Origin of the sequence: Pseudomonas azotoformans (genome assembly GCF_001579805.1) — a bacterium.
GTDB classification, from domain to species: Bacteria; Pseudomonadota; Gammaproteobacteria; order Pseudomonadales; family Pseudomonadaceae; genus Aquipseudomonas; species Aquipseudomonas azotoformans_A.
In genome coordinates this window covers 6,298,734-6,317,389 of the sequence record NZ_CP014546.1, presented here as the reverse complement: position 1 = coordinate 6,317,389, position 18,656 = coordinate 6,298,734, and the positions used below count along the sequence as shown (strand labels likewise).

The window sequence follows — 18,656 nt, the reverse complement described above, 5'->3', positions numbered from 1 at the left end:
AAACACCGTCGAGGGATGCCCATGACCAGTGCCGAGTTCGCCAAGCCCAGCCGCAAGCAACGGGTTCGTACCCTGTGGATTTCCGATGTGCACCTGGGCACCCGGGATTGCCAGGCCGAACATTTGTCGCAGTTCCTCAAGGGCTATCACGCTGACAAGGTCTACCTGGTCGGTGACATCATCGACGGCTGGAAACTGCGCGGCGGCATGTATTGGCCCCAGGCCCACACCAACGTGATCCGCCGCTTGCTGACCATGGCCAAGCGCGGCACCGAGGTGATCTACGTCACCGGCAACCACGACGAATTCCTGCGTCGCTATTCCAAGCTGATCCTGGGCAATATCCAGCTGGTCGACGAAGCAATCCACGTGACTGCCGACGGCCGGCATCTTCTGGTGATCCACGGCGATCAGTTCGACGTGATCACCCGTTACCACCGCTGGCTGGCGTTCCTCGGTGACTCGGCCTACGAGTTCACCCTCACGCTGAACCGCTGGCTGAACCACTGGCGTGCGCGCTACGGTTATGGCTATTGGTCGCTGTCGGCGTACCTCAAGCACAAGGTCAAGACGGCGGTGAACTTCATCAGTGATTTTGAAGAAGCTATCGCCCACGAGGTGACCAAGCGCGAGTTGCATGGCGTGGTCTGCGGGCATATCCACCATGCGGAGATTCGCAAGGTGGGCGAGGTGGATTACCTTAATTGCGGAGATTGGGTGGAGTCGTGCACGGCGTTGATCGAACACTGGGATGGGAGCATCGAGTTGTATCGGTTGGCGGATGCGCAGGCGAAAGAGGCACTGCTGAAAGCAGAGATGGTCGCAGGTTGAGGGATTCACACGGTCAAAAAATGTGGGGCTGACACACCGCTATCGCAGGCAAGCCAGCTCCCACAGTTTGACTATGTTTCTTCAGTTGGAGACGTCGGCGATCGCTTGAGCCAGCAACGTCAGGCGTGTCGCATCAATGCCCGCCACGTTGGCCCGCCCCGAACTCACCATATACACGCTGTGCTTTTCGCGCAGTTGCTTCACCTGCTCGGCACTCAAGCCGGTATAGGAAAACATCCCACGCTGCGCTCCGATATGCGCAAACCGCTCCGACAGGCCGTGCGGCGCCAACGCCTCCACCAAGCCGGAACGCAGGTGTGCGATCCGTGAGCGCATGGCTTCGACCTCGTCGCTCCAGCGCTTTTTCAGCTCGGTATCCCCCAGGATGGTCGCCACTACCGCAGCACCATGGTCCGGCGGCGTCGACCACAGGTTGCGCGCCGTATTGGCCAACTGGCTGCGCACATCCGTGAGCTTTTCGGCATCCGCCGCACACACGATCAACGCGCCGACGCGGTCGCTGTACAGGCCGAAGTTCTTCGAGCATGAACTGGTGACCAGCACTTCCGGCAGCTCGGCTGCAAACAACCGCACGGCCCAGGCGTCCTGCTCCAAACCATCGCCAAAGCCTTGGTAAGCAAAGTCGATCAGCGGCAGCAACTGGCGCTCGCGCACGATCTGCAGCACCTGGCGCCAGTCGTCCTGGGACAGGTCGAAACCGGTCGGGTTATGGCAGCAGGCATGCAACAGCACCACGTCGCCCTTGGGTACCCTGGACAGGGTCGCCAGCATGGCCGCCACGTCCAGGCGATTGTCCGCACCCACGTAGGGGTAATGGCTGACCGGGATCCCGGCCTTGGCAAAGATGGTTTCGTGGATCGGCCAGGTCGGGTTGCTCAACCAGACGCCGCGACCGGGCAGGTTGTGCGCGATAAAGTCGGCGCTCAGGCGCAGGGCCCCGGTGCCGCCCGGTGTCTGGGTGGCGCCGGCGCAGCGCTCGCGGATCAGCGCCGAATCGGCGCCAAGCACCAGCTCGCTGATCAGCTTGCCGAACGCTGCATTGCCGTGGCCGCCGATGTAGGTCTTGGTGGTTTGCGTGTCCACCAGACGCTGCTCGGCCAGCTTCACCGAGTGCGGAATCGGGGTAAGGCCCTGGTCATCCTTATAGACGCCAACGCCCAGGTCGAATTTGTTCGGGTTGCTGTCCTGGGCGTACAGGTCCATCAGCCCGAGGATCGGGTCGCCGGGCACGCGGCCAATGGCATCGAAATGCATTACTTGCGGCCCTCGGCGTCCTTGGCCACTTCGTCGGTGCGCGCGGCCATGATGAAGTCGTTGCGGTGCAGGCCTTTGATGGAATGGCTCCACCAGGTCACGGTGACCTTGCCCCACTCAGTGAGCAAGCCAGGGTGATGGCCTTCGGCTTCGGAGATGTCACCCATGGCGTTGGTGAAGGCCAGGGCGAATTTGAAGTTCTTGAACAGGAAAACCTTTTCCAGTTGCATCACGCCGTCGCGGACTTCGATGTTCCAGTCGGGGATCTGCTTGAGCAGCATCGGCAGTTCTTCGTCGCTGACTTGAGGGGCATCGGCACGGCAGGCTTCGCAGTGGGCTTGGTTCAAGGTGGTCATGAGGGTGTCCTGAATTCGAAGGTATGAAGATCAGTAGCGTTACCCTAAAGCAACGCGCGGCCAGGGAACAGACTCACCTGGCCTCAAGATGTAAGGTTCAAGCCGCTATGGGCTTGGGTGGAAACTTCGGTGCGTGCAGACCCAGCTGCATGCCACGTTCCACCATGCCCATGATGTCCTCCTGCGCGACTTCGAACAGGCGCTTGAGGTCTGGCAGCACGAAGTACAAAGGTTGCAGGATGTCGATGCGATACGGCGTGCGCATCGCCTCCAGCGGGTCGAACACTTGATGCTCGGGCTCGGACGACAGGCTGTACACCGTCTCCTTGGGCGACGACAGAATGCCGCCACCGTAGATGCGTCGACCTTCGGGCGTGTCCACCAGGCCGAATTCGATGGTCATCCAATACAGGCGCGCCAGGTACACGCGTTGCTCCTTGGTGGCCGCCAGGCCGAGCTTGCCGTAGGTGTGGGTGAATTCGGCGAACCAAGGGTTGGTCAGCAATGGGCAGTGGCCGAAGATCTCGTGAAAAATATCCGGTTCTTGCAGATAGTCGAGTTCTTCGCGGGTGCGGATAAACGTCGCCACAGGAAACTGCTTGTTGGCGAGTAATTCGAAAAAAGTCTGGAAGGGGATCAGCGCCGGCACGCGGGCGACCTGCCAACCGGTGGTCTCGGCCAGCACTTTGTTGATTTCGCCCAGTTGCGGAATGCGGTCATGGGGCAGGCCGAGCTTGTCTATGCCGTCCAGGTATTCCTGGCAGGCGCGCCCCTCGATCACTTTCAACTGGCGAGTGATCAGGGTGTTCCACACCGCATGTTCTTCCTGCGAGTAGTGGATAAAACCTTGCGCATCGGGCTCGCGGGCCACGTACTGCGTCTGCTTCATACGGCTCTCCTGCTAGGCATTCGTTCTTGTTATGTCCTGCGATGAGCTTATTGATAACCCGTGCGCGGCCAGATTCCATCTGTTTAAAACGCCTTTACGTAGGAAAACTTACCGGTTTTCGTAAAGTATTCGTTACGCTTATGAGGGTGGCCGTTGTCTTGGGCTGGGAAAAGCCCACAAGCTGTCACATAATCTTGACGACTATCTGCGCCCAGCGACAAAAAGACGCGGCGCCTCCCCACTTTTCGGGCCTCTTCATGCGTATCAAAGTGCATTGCCAGAACCGCATCGGCATCCTGCGGGACATTCTCAACCTGCTGGTGGAATACGGCGTCAACGTCGCCAAGGGCGAGGTGGGTGGTGAGCATGGGAATGCCATCTACCTGTTTTGCCCGAACCTAGTGAATATGCAGTTCCAGGCGTTGCGCCCGCAGTTCGAGGCGATTGCCGGAGTATTCGGCGTCAAAAGGGTAGGGCTGATGCCCAGCGAGCGTCGGCATATGGAGCTCAATGCGTTGCTTGGCGCCCTGGAATTTCCGGTGCTGTCGATCGACATGGGCGGCTCCATCGTCGCCGCCAACCGCGCGGCGGCACAGCTGCTCGGGGTGCGGGTGGATGAGGTGCCAGGCATTCCGTTGTCTCGGTATGCCGAGGACTTCGATTTGCCGGAACTGGTGCGCGCCAGCAAATCGCGGATCAACGGCCTGCGGGTCAAGGTCAAGGGTGACGTGTTCCTGGCGGACATCGCACCGCTGCAATCCTCCGAACATGACGACAGCGAGGCCATGGCCGGCGCTGTGCTGACCCTGCACCGCGCCGACCGCGTCGGTGAGCGCATCTACAACGTGCGCAAGCAGGAGCTGCGTGGCTTTGACAGCATTTTCCAAAGCTCCAAAGTCATGGCCGCCGTGGTGCGCGAAGCCCGTCGTATGGCGCCGCTGGATGCGCCTCTATTAATAGAAGGCGAAACCGGCACCGGCAAGGAACTGCTGGCGCGCGCCTGTCACTTGGCCAGCCCGCGTGGGCAATCGCCGTTGATGGCACTCAACTGCGCGGGCCTGCCCGAGTCGATGGCCGAGACCGAGCTCTTCGGCTACGGCCCTGGCGCGTTCGAAGGTGCACGGGCCGAAGGCAAGCTCGGTCTGTTGGAACTGACAGCGGGCGGTACATTGTTTCTCGATGGCGTCGGGGAGATGAGCGCGCGCTTGCAGGTGAAATTGCTGCGCTTTTTGCAGGACGGTTGCTTCCGTCGCGTAGGCAGCGATGAAGAGGTGTACCTGGACGTGCGGGTGATCTGCGCGACCCAGGTGGACTTGTCCGAGCTGTGCGCTCGTGGCGAATTCCGCCAAGACCTCTATCACCGCCTCAACGTGCTGTCCCTGCATATTCCACCGCTGCGTGAATGTCTCGACGGGCTTGCGCCGCTGGTTGATCACTTTCTCGACCAGGCCAGTCGCCAGATCGGCTGCCCGTTGCCCAAGCTGGCGCCGGCCGCCATGGACCGCCTGAGCCACTACCACTGGCCGGGCAACGTACGGCAGTTGGAAAACGTGCTGTTCCAGGCGGTGTCGTTGTGTGACGGCGGGACGGTCAAGGCCGAACATATTCGGCTGCCGGATTATGGCGTGCGTCAGCCCCTTGGCGATTTTTCCCTGGAGGGCGGCCTGGAAGACATCGTTGGTCGATTCGAGAAGGCGGTGTTGGAAGCCTTGTACGCCGAGCACCCCAGCAGCCGACAGTTGGGCAAGCGCCTGGGGGTGTCTCATACCACCATCGCCAATAAGCTGCGCGATTACGAAGTGATCAAGGCCGACAAGTAACCTGCGCTTGCCGCAGGCGGCAGTAGTCCGCCGTTTTTTCGACTATCGAGAGGGCGTCATTTCTTGACGCCCGCCCGCAAACCCCCGCCCCGCCTGCACTTCATCCTCTTTTAAAAAGTTGGTTCGCAAATTGCTTAAGCCTCATCAGTACAGCGGTGGGCGGCAAGCGTCCGTCAGAAAGAGGAAAGAGCGTGGACAAGTACCTTTATGTGGCAATGACCGGCGCCAGCCAGAATGCTCTGGCGCAGAAGGCCCATGCCAACAACCTGGCGAACATTTCCACCAATGGTTTCCAACGTGACCTGGAGCAGGCGCGTTCGATGCCGGTGTTCGGTGACAGCTTTCCGGCGCGCGCGTTTGCCATGACCGAGCGTCCAGCCACCGACTTCACGCCTGGCGCCATGATCGAGACGGGCCGTGACCTGGACGTTGCCGTCAGCGGCAATGGCTGGATGGCCGTGCAGACCCCGGACGGCAGCGAAGCCTACGTGCGCAGCGCGAGCATGAACGTCGATGCATTGGGTGTGCTGCGCGCCGGCAACGGCATGCCGATCATGGGCAACGGTGGCCCGATTGCCGTGCCGCCCCAGCAGAAGATCGAAGTCGGGGCTGATGGCACCATCAGCATTCGCGCCATGGGTGAAGGCCCGCGCGTGATGGCGGAAGTGGACCGCATCAAGCTGGTCCAGCCGGACCTGAAGAACATGAATAAAGGCCTCGACGGCACCATCCACACCAAGGATGGCCAGCCGGCCCAGGCTGACGCGACGGTCACGCTGACCTCGGGCTTCCTGCAGGCGAGCAACGTCAATGCGGTGGAAGAAATGACCGCAGTGCTGGCGCTTTCCAAGCAGTTCGAGCTGCACATCAAGATGATGAACAGCGCCAAGGAAGACGACCAGGCCATGACCCGCGTCATGCAGATGAGCTGATTGCAGCCCACTAATTAATTTGTGATGTAGCGCCAACAAACAGGCGCGCAGAGGAGAACAGCATGCTTCCGGCTCTATGGGTTGCCAAAACCGGTCTGTCCGCCCAGGACACCAACCTGACCACCATTTCCAACAACTTGGCCAACGTGTCGACCACGGGTTTCAAGCGTGATCGTGCCGAGTTCCAGGACTTGCTCTATCAGATCAAGAAGCAGCCAGGCGCCCAGTCGACCCAGGACAGCGAACTGCCGTCGGGCCTGCAATTGGGTACCGGTGTGCAGATCGTCGGCACCCAGAAGAACTTCAGCGCCGGTAACCTGCAACAGACCGGCCAGCCGCTGGACATGGCCATCAACGGCCGTGGTTTCTTCCAGATCCTGCAACCGGATGGCACCACTTCCTACACCCGTGACGGTACTTTCCACCTGGACTCCAACGGCCAGATCGTCACCGCCAACGGTTTTGCCCTGGAGCCGGCCGTGGTCGTTCCCGCCGACGCCAAAACCTTCACCGTCGGCAACGACGGCACCGTGTCCATCACCGTGGCCGGCAACCCCGCGTCGCAAGTAATCGGCAACCTGCAGACCGCCGACTTCATCAACCCGGCCGGCCTGCAAGCCATGGGCAACAACCTGTTCCTGGAAACCGCCTCCAGCGGCGCGCCGCAAATCGGCACCCCTGGCCTGAACGGTTTCGGCACCACGCTGCAAAGCACCCTGGAAACCTCCAACGTGAGCACCGTTGAGGAGATGGTCAACATGATCACCACCCAGCGCGCCTACGAGATGAACTCCAAGGTGATCTCCACCGCCGACCAGATGCTTTCGTTCGTAACGCAGAATCTGTAATCAAGTCTATGGGGCGCTCTTGAGGGCGCCTGCAACACCGTGAGGTAAGGGTCATGAATCGCTATGTTTCTGTTCTGGCATTGAGTGGGATTGCCGTGCTCGCGGGCTGTGTCGCCCCGACGCCAAAACCCAATGACCCGTACTACGCGCCGGTGTTGCCACGCACGCCGTTGCCGGCGGCCGCCAACAATGGCTCGATCTACCAGGCCGGTTTCGAACAGAACCTGTACAGCGACCGCAAGGCGTTCCGGGTCGGTGACATCATCACCATCACCCTGAACGAGCGTACCCAGGCGAGCAAGAACGCCAACTCTCAGATCGGCAAGACCAGCAAGGCCAACATCGGTTTGACCTCGTTGTTCGGCGCAGTGCCCAACACCAATAACCCGCTAGGTGACGGTGATCTCAGCCTCAGCGCCGGCTACAGCGGCGACCGCGCCACCAACGGCAAGAGCGCGGCAGGGCAGGGCAACAGCCTGACCGGCTCTATCACCGTGACCGTGGCCGACGTATTGCCCAACGGCATCATCGCCGTACGCGGTGAAAAGTGGATGACCCTTAATACCGGTGACGAGCTGGTGCGCATTGCCGGCATGGTCCGCGCCGATGACATCTCCACTGACAACACCGTGCCGTCGACGCGAATCGCCGACGCGCGCATTACCTACTCGGGTACGGGTTCGTTTGCTGACGCGAGCCAGCCGGGCTGGTTCGACCGTTTCTTCCTTAGCCCGCTGTTCCCTTTCTAGGTGGCCACTTTGAAACTCAAACAGCTGATGGCGGCCGCACTCCTGCTTTCCTTGAGCGCTGTCGCCCAGGCCGAACGCCTGAAGGACATCGCCAGCATCTCCGGCGTGCGTTCCAACCAGTTGATCGGCTATGGCCTGGTGGTGGGGCTCAACGGTACAGGTGACCAGACCACCCAGACCCCGTTCACCCTGCAGACCTTCAACAACATGCTCTCGCAGTTCGGTATCAAGGTGCCGGCGGGGTCGGGCAACGTGCAGCTGAAAAACGTCGCGGCGGTGTCGATCAGTGCTGACTTGCCGGCGTTCTCCAAGCCGGGCCAGGTAGTGGACATCACGGTGTCGTCGATCGGTAACTCGAAGAGCCTGCGCGGCGGCACCTTGCTGATGACGCCGCTCAAGGGTATCGACGGTAACGTCTACGCCATCGCCCAGGGCAACCTGGTGGTGGGCGGGTTTGACGCCGAAGGTCGTGACGGTTCGAAGATTACCGTCAACGTGCCGTCGGCCGGTCGGATCCCAGGTGGCGCCACGGTTGAACGCACCGTGCCAAGCGGCTTCAACCAAGGCAACAGCCTGACCTTGAACCTCAACCGTTCTGACTTCACCACCGCCAAGCGCGTGGTCGACAAGATCAACGACATGCTCGGCCCAGGTGTGGCCCAGGCCATCGACGGCGGCTCCATCCGTGTGACCGCGCCGCTGGACCCAAGCCAGCGCGTCGACTACCTGTCGATCCTGGAAAACCTAGAAGTGGACCCAGGCCAGGCTGTCGCCAAAGTCATCATCAACTCGCGGACCGGCACCATCGTGATTGGTCAGAACGTTAAGGTGTCACCCGCTGCGGTGACCCACGGCAGCCTGACCGTGACCATCACCGAAGACCCGATCGTCAGCCAGCCTGGGCCGTTGTCCAACGGCCAGACGGCGGTGGTGCCGCGTTCGCGTGTGAATGCCCAGCAAGAAGCCAAGCCGATGTTCAAGTTCGGCCCCGGCACCACCCTGGATGAGATTGTCCGCGCGGTGAACCAGGTGGGCGCAGCGCCCGGCGACTTGATGGCGATCCTCGAAGCATTGAAACAGGCCGGCGCCTTGCAAGCCGACCTGATCGTGATCTGAGGCCATGGCCATGGATATGCGCAAGAGCGGCATCAGCAGCACGGCGGATTCGGGGTCCTACTCCGACCTGAACCGGCTTAACCAGCTCAAGGTCGGTGCCGACAAGAACAGCGAAGGCAATATGCGCAAAGTGGCGCAGGAGTTCGAGTCGTTGTTCTTGAGCGAGATGCTCAAGTCCATGCGTTCGGCCACCGAGGCGTTGGGCAAGGACAACCCGATGAACACGCCGGCCGCCAAGCAGTACCAGGAAATGTATGACCAGCAACTGGCGGTCTCGATGTCCCGCGAAGGCGGTGGTATCGGTTTGGCCGACGTGCTGATGCGCCAGATGCAGAAGAACAAACCGGTGGAGGCTCAGGCCGCCACCTTGCAAGGCCCGGCGGCGGCTGAGCCTGTGAAGAAAGTTGATGTGCCGACAGAAATTGCCGCGGGCACCCAGGCCGATGGCCCGTTGGGCCGCTCCAACGGCCAGCGTCCGCTGTGGGCTTACCGCGTGGCTGAGCCACAGGCGGGTGCCCCGTCGGCCCACAGCAATGACATGGAATTGATGAACCAGCGGCGCATCGCCTTGCCGAGCAAGCTGACCGATCGCCTGTTGGCTGGCATCGTGCCTAGCACCCAGGTGACCGGCGAAGCCAAGGCCGCGCCACTGCGCAACAGCGCCGCTGACGATAACGTCGTCAACAGTGCGGCGCGTACCTTCGCCGTGCCGAGCGGGCGCATGCAGGTCTACGGCCGCGCCGTGGCCCAGCCACCGTTGGCGCCGGCGAAGAAAGCCTTCAGTTCGCAGGATGAATTTGTCGCCACCATGTTGCCGATGGCCAAGGCGGCCGCCGCGCGGATTGGTGTCGATCCGAAGTACCTGGTGGCCCAGGCCGCCCTGGAAACCGGTTGGGGTAAATCGGTGATGCGCGCCGAAGACGGCAGCAGCAGCCACAACCTGTTCGGCATCAAGGCCGGCCAGAGTTGGCAGGGCGGCCAGGCACGCGCGATCACCAGTGAGTTCCGCGATGGCGCGATGGTCAAGGAAACGGCGCAGTTCCGTTCCTACGACTCTTACCAGGACAGCTTCCACGACCTGGTGACGTTGCTGCAAAGCAATGATCGCTATAAAGAAGTTGTGAAGTCGGCCGACAACCCGGAACAGTTTGTTCGCGAGTTGCAAAAAGCCGGTTACGCAACCGACCCGGCCTATGCCAGCAAGATTTCGCAGATCGCCAAAACGATGGACAGTTACCAGAACTACGCTGCCGCTGGCGCAACCACACATTTATAAGGTCTGAACCATGAGTTTGCTCAGTATCGGGATGTCGGGGCTCAACGCCTCTCAAGGATCGCTGTCGGTCTTGAGTAACAACATTGCCAACGCCAACACGCCTGGCTACTCACGGCAGCAGACTACCCAGAATGCCAACGCGGCGAACCAGTTCGGTGGTGTGTTCATTGGCAGTGGCACCACCCTGGCTGATGTGCGCCGGGTGTATAACGAGTTCCTCGACGCGGCGTACCAGAACAGCACCTCGCTCAACAGCGATGCCAAGGCTTATCTGGATCAGGTCAGTGCCGTCGACAAAACCTTGTCGGATAAGACCACCGGTATGTCGGCGGTACTCAGCGCGTTCTTCGCTGCCGTCCAGACCGCCTCGGCCAACCCGAGCGATAACTCGGCCCGCCAGGTCTTGCTCACCAGCGCGCAGACGTTGAGCAATCGTTTCAATTCGATTTCGACCCAGTTGGGCCAGCAGAAAGAAACTATCAACAGTCAGCTGACGTCGATGAGCGATCAGGTCAACAAATTGACCTCTTCGATTGCGTCCCTCAACAAACAGATTGCCCAGGTGCAGGGCTCGTCGAACTCGGCCCCGGCCAATCTGCTGGATGCGCGTGCCGAAGCGGTGCGCTCGCTGAATGAATTGGTCGGCGTGACTGCCACTGAAAAGAACGGCGTGTTCAGCGTCAGCACCGGTTCCGGCCAATCGCTGGTACTGGGCGATCAGTCCAACACCATTTCCGCTGTGCCGAGCAAGAGCGACACCAGTCAGTTCACCATTCAGCTCAACGTGGGCGGTGGCGAGTCGCTCGACCTGGGCGGCGTGATCAGCGGTGGCAGCATCGGTGGTCTGTTGCGTTATCGCAGCGATGTGCTGATGCCGGCCATCAATGACCTAGGCCGTATTGCAGTTGTCACTGCAGACACGGTTAACAAGCAGTTAGGCCAAGGCCTGGACCTCAACGGCCAGTTCGGTGCCTCGCTGTTCAAGGACATTAACAGTGCTGCTGCCATTGCCCAGCGCAGCCAGGCGTCAAGTGGCAACAGTGCGGGTTCCGGCAACCTCAACGTGACGATCAAGGACAGCAGCAAGCTGACCAACTTCGATTACAAAGTCACCTTCAGCGACAGCGCCAACCCGAACAACGTCACCGTGGTGCGTTCCGATGGCAAGGCCATGGGTACGTTCAATATCAACGCCACCCCACCGGCAGTGATCGATGGCTTTACTCTGGCACTCGATGGCAAGGGCCCGATGGCCACGGGTGACAGCTTCAAAGTCAGCCCGACGGCTAATGGTGCCAAGGACATTGGCACGGTGCTCACTGACCCGAGCAAGATCGCGTTTGCTGCGCCATTGCTGGGTGAAGCCAGCAAGACCAATTCGGGTACCGGTACCTTCACGCCGCCGACCCTGACCCTGCCCGTGGACATCTACGGTGGTGCCAACTCCGCTCAATTGCGTACTGGTATCGAGCATTCGATGCCGGTGAAGATGGTGTTTGGCAAGCCGGCCGCCGACGGCACCCAGTCGTATACGGTCAATGATGCGCAGGGCAATCCGATCGGCACCGGCAGCATTGTCCCCGGACAGGCCAATAAAATTACGATCAACGTCCCTATGCGCGATGCCAACGGTGCGCTGGTGACGCCGGCCAAAAGTTTCAGCTTCGACACTACAGTGGGTGGCTCGCCAGCTGGCGGTGATAGCACCACCTTTTCCTTCAACGCCTCCGGCAAGTCCGACAACCGCAATGCTCAGGAACTGCTCAACCTGCAGACCAAGGCGACTGTTGGTACGGCTGCGGATGGCAGTGGCGGCACCAGCCTGATAGGCGCCAACAGCAAGCTGGTATCAACCGTCGGCGCCAAAGCTGCTGCCGCAGGTACGGACAGCACCGCGACCAATGCACTGCTGACCGCCAACAAGAATGCGCGCAACTCGGTCTCCCAGGTCAACCTGGATGAAGAGGCGGGCGACATGATCAAGTTTCAGCAGTACTACACCGCGTCGTCGCAGATCATCAAAGCTGCGCAAGAAACCTTCAGCACACTGATCAATGCCCTTTAAAGGAGTCTGGGACGATGCGTATTTCTACACAGCAGTATTTTGAAACCAGCTCCGCCAAGTACACGGAGAACTACTCCGGTGTGGTTAAGGCTCAGGATCAGGCGAGTTCCGGCGTACGCGTGCAAACTGCTGCGGATGATCCGGTTGCAGCGGCGCGCCTGCTGATGTTGCAGCAGCAGAAGGACATGCTGGGTCAGTTCAATGGCAACATCACCAGCTTGAAAAACTCGCTGACAAACGAGCAAAGTGTGCTTGATGCAATCAACGACGCCATGCAGCGCGCCAGTGAGTTGGCGCTCCGTGCGGGCGGTTCAATCAGTGACGCCGATCGCAAGTCCATTGCCAGTGAAGTCGGTGCCATCGAGGATCAGGTATTAGGTCTGCTCAACAGCAAGGACTCATCTGGCAACTATATATTTTCCGGGTCAAAGACTCAGACACCGCCGTATTCTCGTAACAACGATGGTACTTACAGTTATCAAGGCGACGAAACGCCCTTGAGCCTGCAAGTGTCTGACACCCTGAACGTCGCTGCAGGTGACACCGGTAAAAATGTCCTGGAAGGTGCGGTCAACTCTGGGCGTACGCAAGCCAAGTGGATTCAGCCGGCTACTGTCCCGCCGGCTCCGCCAGCGGTCAATGACAACAAGGTTTCGTTGTCCGCTGGGTTGGTCACCTCGGGCACTGACTACACCCGCAAATTTGCTGATGGCCAACCCTACAAGCTGACCTTTACCAGCAGTACCCAGTACAAGGTGTCGGACAAAGATGGCAACGACGTCACCTCTGAAATTCCCGGCAACGGCACATTCGACTCCACCAAAGAAGGCAGTTCCACTGTTGCGCTGCGTGGTGTGAAGTTTGATATCTCCTTGAACCTCAAAGGTGTCACGCCTGGTGCGGAATCTGATGCGTTGGTCAAGGATCGTGCCTTTACCCTGGAGACCAAGCCGGATACCTTCAGTGTTTCACGAACCCCGAGCAACCTCTCAACCGTCCAGTTGACAGGTGCCCGAGTCAGTAGTCAGGCAGACTATGCCAGCACTTTCCCTAATAGCGGTGCGGTGATCAAATTCACCAGTTCCACCGCCTATGAAGTGTATGCCCAGCCCTACACAACCAACAGCAAGGCGATTGCCAGTGGTGACACCGGAGGGGCGACCACCGTTACTGCAGCCGGCATCACGTTTGATATAAGTGGTGGCACTCCTCCGGGAACGCCGTCTGCCGGCGATCAGTTCGCAGTGGGGGCCAGCACCAAAAAAACACAGAGTGCCTTGGACACCCTCAGCCAATTGCGCCAGGCCCTGGAAGAGCCGGCGGACGGTAACCCGGCGGCACAGGTCAAGCTCAAGGACACTCTGGATGCTTCTTTGAGCAACCTTGCCAACTCCCGCACACAACTGGATAACGTGCGCGGCTCCATCGGTGCGCGCATGAACGCACTGGATATCCAATCTGCGGAAAATACCAGTATTGGCACGGCCAACAAGAGCACCATGAGCGACCTGGCCAACATCGACATGGGCGAAGCAGCGATCAACCTGGCATTGCAGCAAACCATGCTCCAAGCCTCGCAGCTGGCTTTTGTGAAAATCGCCCAGTTGAGCCTCTTCAACAAGATGTAAGTGGCACTACGTCAAGCGGCCCGCTCTGGAAACAGGGCGGGCCGTTGTCGTTTCTGGGATTTAATTGTTTGAAGGTTTTGCACAAAGCACACAAAATTGAGTGACCTGTGAGTCATAAAGCGCATCTTCACTGTATCGTGTGAAAAGGATAAGTCGTCACAGGGTCCTTGCGAGGCGGCTTTCAGCGAGATTTTTATGGGGTTATCCCCTTTATTGTCAGCACTCCGGGCGTGGCCCAGGGGTGTTCTCCAGCTATTTAGTATTGGGAAGCCACAATGATTGGCATAAAAAGCATCGCCAGTTACGTGCCGGCAGACGGGATCGATAACTACGCCCAGGGTGCCAAATTCGCCAAGGATGAAGAATTCATCATTGGCAAGATCGGTTCGGCGTTCCTGCCGCGCAAGGAAGCCGCGCAGGAAACTTCCGATCTGTGTGTCGAGGCGGTCAACGCTTTGTTTGCCAACAACCCGGATTTGAAGCGCGAGTCGATCGACGCGCTGATCGTCGTCACCCAGAACGGTGATGAAGAGGGCTTGCCGCACACAGCGGCCATCGTCCAGGACAAACTCGGCCTGCCGACCCACGTGGCGGCCTTCGATATTTCCCTGGGCTGTTCCGGTTACGTCTACGGCATCTACGCGATGAAGGGCTTCATGGAAGCCGCGGGCCTGAAAAACGGCCTGTTGATCACCGCCGATCCGTATTCGAAGATTGTCGACCCGGAAGATCGCAACACCACCATGCTGTTTGGCGATGCTGCAACTGCCACCTGGATGGGCGAAGACGCGCCGTGGTTGCTGGGCAAGTCGAAGTTCGGCACCGACGGTTCCGGTGCGCCGCACCTGAAGGTCAGTGATGGCGTGTTCTTCATGAATGGCCGCCAGGTCTTCAACTTTGCCTTGCTCAAGGTCCCGGCTCACTTGCATGAGCTGCTCAATGAGTCGGACCTCAAGGCTGACGAGATTGACGCGTTCTGCATCCACCAGGGCAGTGCGGCGATTGTCGACGCCGTGGCGCGTCGTTTTGAAGATGCACCCGTGGACAAGTTCATCAAGGACATGGTCGAGACCGGTAATACCGTGTCGTCGAGCATTCCGCTGCTGCTGGAAAAGCACGTGATGGACGCCTCTTGGAAGCGCGTAGCGATCAGTGGTTTTGGTGTGGGCCTGTCGTGGGGTTCGGCGATTCTCTATCGCCCTTGATGCCTTGATAGCTTCCATAAAAAACGCCGAGGGTCGAAAGACTCTCGGCGTTTTTTATTTGACGCCAGAAAACCCAGTGAAAACGGGGGTTCACACCCACCTAAACCCTTGAATTGCAAGGGGTGGCACGGCGCCAGTAAAAAAATCAAAAAAAATCCTCAAGCAACCGGCCACCACGACGATAACTATTACGTAGGTTCTCAGGCCACACCCGGCGGTTGCCAGGGCCGGAAGCCGCAGTATCCATCCAACGAGGATTTCGTCATGGCTTTAACAGTAAACACCAACATTGCTTCGATCACTACTCAGGGCAACCTGAACAAAGCTGGCGGCTCCCTGGCCACTTCCATGCAGCGCCTGTCTTCCGGTCTGCGTATCAACAGCGCCAAAGATGATGCTGCCGGCCTGCAGATCTCCAACCGCCTGACCAGCCAAATCAACGGTCTGGGTCAAGCAGTTAAAAACGCCAACGATGGTATCTCCATCGCTCAGACCGCTGAAGGCGCGATGCAGGCTTCGACCGACATCCTGCAAAAAATGCGTACCCTGGCTCTGTCTTCCGCTACCGGTTCCCTGAGCGCTGACGACCGTAAGTCGAACAACGACGAATACCAGGCTCTGACTTCGGAACTGACCCGTATCTCGCAAACCACTACTTTCGGTGGCCAGAAGCTGCTGGACGGTTCGTACGGTACCAAAGCTATTCAGGTTGGCGCCAACGCTAACGAAACCATCAACCTGAGCCTGGACAACGTTGCAGCGAACAACATCGGTTCGCAGCAAATCAAGTCCGGTACCATCCTGGCTGTAGCTGGCAAAATCACCGTGACTGGTAACGGTCAAACCGCAGACGTTGACGTTGCTGCCAACGCTTCGGCTAAAGACATCGCCAAAGGCATGAACGGCGCGATCGGTGGCCTGACCGCTACTGCCAGCACTGAAGCTCAGTTCAAGGTCGACAAGGCTACTGCTACTGCTACTCCTGCTACTTTCACCATGGATGTGGGTGGCCAGAAGGTCGACTTCATCGGTGTTACCAGCAACGCCAACCTGGCTGACCAACTGAAGTCCAACGCTGCGAAACTGGGCATCAGTGTTAGCTACGATCAGTCCAAAGATGTACTGACTGTAAAATCCGACTCGGGTGAGAACATCGCGTTCAGCGGTGTGACTGCTGGTGGCTCGGTGACCGTCGCTACCAAAGATGGTTCGGGCAAGTTCGGTGCCGACGTGGCTGTTGCCAACGCCGTGATCGCTACCGGTGCTGTCAACCTGGATTCGGCCAGCGGCTACTCGCTGACCGGTACAAGCGCTGCTGGTGTGTTCGGTGCCGTTACCGCATCGACCAAAACCAGCGTTGCTCAGACTGACGTCACTAGCTCTACCAGTGCTCAGAATGCCCTGGCTGTTATCGACAAAGCCATCGGCACCATCGACGGCGTGCGTTCCGGTCTGGGTGCTACCCAGAACCGTCTGACCACTACTGTAGATAACCTGCAGAACATTCAGAAGAACTCCACCGCTGCACGTTCCACCGTTCAGGACGTCGACTTCGCTGCTGAAACCGCCGAACTGACCAAGCAACAAACCCTGCAGTCGGCTTCCACTGCGATCCTGTCGCAGGCTAACCAACTGCCATCCGCTGTACTGAAACTGCTTCAGTAACCAGCGCGCTTGGTAACTGACGGAAGGGCGCGTTTACGTGCCCTTTCGTCTTTTCAGTTGTAGAGGAGATTGGACATGGACATGAGTGTGAAGTTGAACCAGTCTTATCCACCGGTTGCACCTCAGAGTGCAGTGACACCTGTCATTGCTGCTGACAAAGAGAAGGCAAAAGTAGAGGCGGTAGCACCATCTGGAGGCGAGCCTGAGCGAGCCGATCTGGAAAAAGCGGTGACCGACATACGCGAATTCGTACAAGCGGCCCAGCGTAAACTGGATTTTACCATTGATGATTCCACCCATCGGGTTGTGGTCAAGGTCATTGCCACTGAAAGCGGTGAAGTGATCCGCCAGATCCCCTCGGAAACAGCATTGAAACTGGCTCAGAGCCTATCCAGTGCAAGCCATGTGTTGTTTGATGACAAAGCCTGAGCTGGCATGAAACTTGTTGCTGTCGATGCTTGAAGTGTTGTTAGTCAAGAAAACGGCAGCCACCGATTAGGAGAAAGATGATGGCGGGTTCAACGGTTAGCGGTATTGGTTCGAATATCGATACGCAAGCGATTGTGAAGTCCTTGGTGGACTCCGAGAGAGCGCCCAAGCAGACTCAGATCAATACCCAAACGCAGAAAGCGACCACCACGCTGTCTTCGATCGGCAAAATTCAGGCTGCTCTGGATGCTTTCCGCGGCGCTCTAGACACAATGACCAATAGTGCCAGCTTTACTGGTCTTACCGGTTCATCTTCGGATGAAAAGGTCGCCACCATGAAGGCGAGTAATACTGCCTCCAACGGTAGTTTCAGGCTGGTAGTCGATAACCTGGCAGTGGCTTCCAAGTTGTCAAGCAAGACGTTTGCGGCGGGCCCTCAATCTGTCGTCAACGCAAGTGATCAGGCGACAACGCTGACGATCACGCAGTCGGGCAAGAAGTTCGATGTGAGTGTGCCGCCAGGAGCGACCCTGCAACAAGTGCGTGATTCCATCAACACTCAATTCGCGACGGCAGGCTTGAGTGCCAACGTCCTGACTGACTCCAGTGGCTCGCGTCTGATCCTGACGTCCACCACCATGGGGGTTGGGTCGGACCTGACATTGTCCGGTAATTCCGGCCTGGACGTCGGCTCCACGGTGGTTGATACGCCAAAAGACGCCAAATACAGCATCGACGGTATTCCAGCGACGTCCAAGACCAACGACATCTCCGATGCGTTAAGTGGTGTAAGCATCAAATTGCTCTCGCCGTCTCCGTTCCCGACAACCGGTGATACAAGCAAACCTATTGCCACGCTGATCACGGTGAGCACTAACACTGCGACACTCAAATCTGGGGTCAAAGGGTTTGTCGACACCTACAATGCCTTGCTGACGGCGATGACGGCAGAGACTAAGGTTACGAAAAACCCGGATGGCACAACCACGGCGTCAACACTCACCGGCGATTCGACGATGCGTACCCTGCAGACAGCGCTGCGCAATGAATTCAATTCGCTGGGCGGGACTGGGGCGCTGAAGTCCCTGGCTCAATTTGGCATCAGTACCAACTCGACCACTGGCCAGTTGGTGATGGATGACAAAAAGTGGGACGCTGCCATGGTTAATAACGCAGCCGATATCAACAGTATCTTCACTGGCAAGACCGGCCTGCTCGCTCGCCTGAAGACGGCAACCGATGATTACGCCAAGCCTGCAACGGGTATTCTTGCTACGCGTTCGACGAGCTTGTCCGACAGTCTGAAAGACTTGGTGACCCAGCAGTCGGCTTTGGATGAGCGGATGACTGCTTTGCAAAAGAGTCTGCAGGACAAGTACAACGCCATGGACACCCTGGTTGCGCAAATTCGCCAGCAAAGTAACAACATCCTTGGGACGCTCAACGCTTTGAACAATCAGAAGAACAATTGATATTGTTCCGGAGTCATTAGCATCGCTTAGAGAGCCACCTAAAGCTTTTTATGCTCCGGACGACATATTGGTAACAGAAAACTTTTTCGATATGCCTGTC

General features: G+C 58.6%; 16 protein-coding genes. 13 read left to right on the top strand and 3 right to left on the bottom strand.

Annotation, left to right across the window (positions count from 1 at the left end; all coding sequences use genetic code 11):
* Window positions 1-21: 21 nt before the first annotated feature.
* Entirely contained in the window at window positions 22-831 is an 810-nt protein-coding gene (locus AYR47_RS29005) for a UDP-2,3-diacylglucosamine diphosphatase (RefSeq protein WP_061449193.1), read from the top strand.
* A gap of 81 nt (window positions 832-912) precedes the next feature.
* Here AYR47_RS29005 and AYR47_RS29000 read toward each other — a convergent pair whose 3' ends face one another.
* The 3 genes from AYR47_RS29000 to phhA form a co-directional block, all read right to left on the bottom strand.
* A complete protein-coding gene (locus AYR47_RS29000; RefSeq protein ID WP_061449192.1) occupies window positions 913-2,106 on the bottom strand; it encodes an amino acid aminotransferase in 1,194 nt (397 codons plus the stop codon).
* Entirely contained in the window at window positions 2,106-2,462 is a 357-nt protein-coding gene (locus AYR47_RS28995; protein ID WP_061449191.1) for a 4a-hydroxytetrahydrobiopterin dehydratase, read from the bottom strand. The genes AYR47_RS29000 and AYR47_RS28995 overlap by 1 nt, the downstream gene beginning before the upstream one ends.
* Window positions 2,463-2,559: 97 nt before the next feature.
* Window positions 2,560-3,351, bottom strand: coding sequence for a phenylalanine 4-monooxygenase (phhA, locus tag AYR47_RS28990; protein WP_061449190.1), 792 nt, complete (start codon window positions 3,349-3,351; stop codon window positions 2,560-2,562).
* A 257-nt stretch (window positions 3,352-3,608) separates the two neighbouring features.
* Between phhA and AYR47_RS28985 the strand changes: the two genes are divergently transcribed.
* The 12 genes from AYR47_RS28985 (at window position 3,609) to fliD (ending at window position 18,556) form a co-directional block, all read left to right on the top strand.
* Window positions 3,609-5,171: a sigma-54-dependent phenylalanine hydroxylase transcriptional regulator PhhR gene (locus tag AYR47_RS28985; RefSeq protein WP_033900735.1), complete on the top strand. Its 1,563-nt coding sequence runs from the start codon at window positions 3,609-3,611 to the stop codon at window positions 5,169-5,171.
* A gap of 191 nt (window positions 5,172-5,362) precedes the next feature.
* Complete coding sequence (locus AYR47_RS28980; RefSeq protein ID WP_038847726.1) at window positions 5,363-6,103, top strand: flagellar basal body rod protein FlgF; 741 nt, start codon at window positions 5,363-5,365, stop codon at window positions 6,101-6,103.
* A gap of 62 nt (window positions 6,104-6,165) precedes the next feature.
* Window positions 6,166-6,951, top strand: a complete 786-nt coding sequence (flgG, locus tag AYR47_RS28975) for a flagellar basal-body rod protein FlgG (RefSeq protein WP_005790105.1) — start codon at window positions 6,166-6,168, stop codon at window positions 6,949-6,951.
* Window positions 6,952-7,004: 53 nt separating this feature from the next.
* Window positions 7,005-7,700, top strand: a complete 696-nt coding sequence (gene flgH, locus AYR47_RS28970) for a flagellar basal body L-ring protein FlgH (RefSeq protein ID WP_033900737.1) — start codon at window positions 7,005-7,007, stop codon at window positions 7,698-7,700.
* Between the two features lie 27 nt (window positions 7,701-7,727).
* Window positions 7,728-8,816 carry a flagellar basal body P-ring protein FlgI gene (locus tag AYR47_RS28965; RefSeq protein ID WP_033901075.1) on the top strand — a complete coding sequence of 363 codons (1,089 nt, stop codon included), beginning with the start codon at window positions 7,728-7,730 and terminating at the stop codon, window positions 8,814-8,816.
* A gap of 4 nt (window positions 8,817-8,820) precedes the next feature.
* Window positions 8,821-10,092, top strand: a complete 1,272-nt coding sequence (flgJ, locus tag AYR47_RS28960; protein ID WP_061449189.1) for a flagellar assembly peptidoglycan hydrolase FlgJ — start codon at window positions 8,821-8,823, stop codon at window positions 10,090-10,092.
* A gap of 10 nt (window positions 10,093-10,102) precedes the next feature.
* The gene (gene flgK, locus AYR47_RS28955) at window positions 10,103-12,157 is read left to right on the top strand and encodes a flagellar hook-associated protein FlgK (RefSeq protein WP_033900739.1); all 2,055 of its coding nucleotides are present in this window, start codon (window positions 10,103-10,105) and stop codon (window positions 12,155-12,157) included.
* Window positions 12,158-12,171: 14 nt separating this feature from the next.
* A complete protein-coding gene (locus AYR47_RS28950) occupies window positions 12,172-13,785 on the top strand; it encodes a flagellar hook-associated protein 3 (RefSeq protein WP_033900740.1) in 1,614 nt (537 codons plus the stop codon).
* A gap of 275 nt (window positions 13,786-14,060) precedes the next feature.
* Window positions 14,061-14,990 (top strand): ketoacyl-ACP synthase III, encoded by a 930-nt coding sequence (locus tag AYR47_RS28945; protein ID WP_033900741.1) that lies wholly within the window; start codon window positions 14,061-14,063, stop codon window positions 14,988-14,990.
* A 264-nt stretch (window positions 14,991-15,254) separates the two neighbouring features.
* Window positions 15,255-16,655, top strand: a complete 1,401-nt coding sequence (locus AYR47_RS28940; RefSeq protein ID WP_033900743.1) for a flagellin N-terminal helical domain-containing protein — start codon at window positions 15,255-15,257, stop codon at window positions 16,653-16,655.
* 75 nt (window positions 16,656-16,730) lie between these two features.
* On the top strand, window positions 16,731-17,084 hold the full coding sequence (locus AYR47_RS28935) for a flagellar protein FlaG (RefSeq protein ID WP_033900745.1): 354 nt from the start codon (window positions 16,731-16,733) through the stop codon (window positions 17,082-17,084).
* Between the two features lie 80 nt (window positions 17,085-17,164).
* Entirely contained in the window at window positions 17,165-18,556 is a 1,392-nt protein-coding gene (gene fliD, locus AYR47_RS28930; protein WP_033900746.1) for a flagellar filament capping protein FliD, read from the top strand.
* Window positions 18,557-18,656: the final 100 nt, after the last annotated feature.

Excerpts from the sequence above, each read along its gene's own strand:
- AYR47_RS28940 (WP_033900743.1), top strand. The coding sequence starts at position 15,255 with ATGGCTTTAACAGTAAACACCAACATTGCTTCGATCACTACTCAGGGC.
- flgH (WP_033900737.1), top strand. The coding sequence starts at position 7,005 with ATGAATCGCTATGTTTCTGTTCTGGCATTGAGTGGGATTGCCGTGCTC.
- AYR47_RS29000 (WP_061449192.1), bottom strand. The coding sequence starts at position 2,106 with ATGCATTTCGATGCCATTGGCCGCGTGCCCGGCGACCCGATCCTCGGG.
- AYR47_RS28945 (WP_033900741.1), top strand. The coding sequence starts at position 14,061 with ATGATTGGCATAAAAAGCATCGCCAGTTACGTGCCGGCAGACGGGATC.
- AYR47_RS28985 (WP_033900735.1), top strand. The coding sequence starts at position 3,609 with ATGCGTATCAAAGTGCATTGCCAGAACCGCATCGGCATCCTGCGGGAC.
- AYR47_RS28935 (WP_033900745.1), top strand. The coding sequence starts at position 16,731 with ATGGACATGAGTGTGAAGTTGAACCAGTCTTATCCACCGGTTGCACCT.
- AYR47_RS28995 (WP_061449191.1), bottom strand. The coding sequence starts at position 2,462 with ATGACCACCTTGAACCAAGCCCACTGCGAAGCCTGCCGTGCCGATGCC.
- flgG (WP_005790105.1), top strand. The coding sequence starts at position 6,166 with ATGCTTCCGGCTCTATGGGTTGCCAAAACCGGTCTGTCCGCCCAGGAC.
- flgK (WP_033900739.1), top strand. The coding sequence starts at position 10,103 with ATGAGTTTGCTCAGTATCGGGATGTCGGGGCTCAACGCCTCTCAAGGA.
- flgJ (WP_061449189.1), top strand. The coding sequence starts at position 8,821 with ATGGCCATGGATATGCGCAAGAGCGGCATCAGCAGCACGGCGGATTCG.
- AYR47_RS28965 (WP_033901075.1), top strand. The coding sequence starts at position 7,728 with ATGGCGGCCGCACTCCTGCTTTCCTTGAGCGCTGTCGCCCAGGCCGAA.
- AYR47_RS28950 (WP_033900740.1), top strand. The coding sequence starts at position 12,172 with ATGCGTATTTCTACACAGCAGTATTTTGAAACCAGCTCCGCCAAGTAC.
- phhA (WP_061449190.1), bottom strand. The coding sequence starts at position 3,351 with ATGAAGCAGACGCAGTACGTGGCCCGCGAGCCCGATGCGCAAGGTTTT.
- AYR47_RS29005 (WP_061449193.1), top strand. The coding sequence starts at position 22 with ATGACCAGTGCCGAGTTCGCCAAGCCCAGCCGCAAGCAACGGGTTCGT.
- fliD (WP_033900746.1), top strand. The coding sequence starts at position 17,165 with ATGGCGGGTTCAACGGTTAGCGGTATTGGTTCGAATATCGATACGCAA.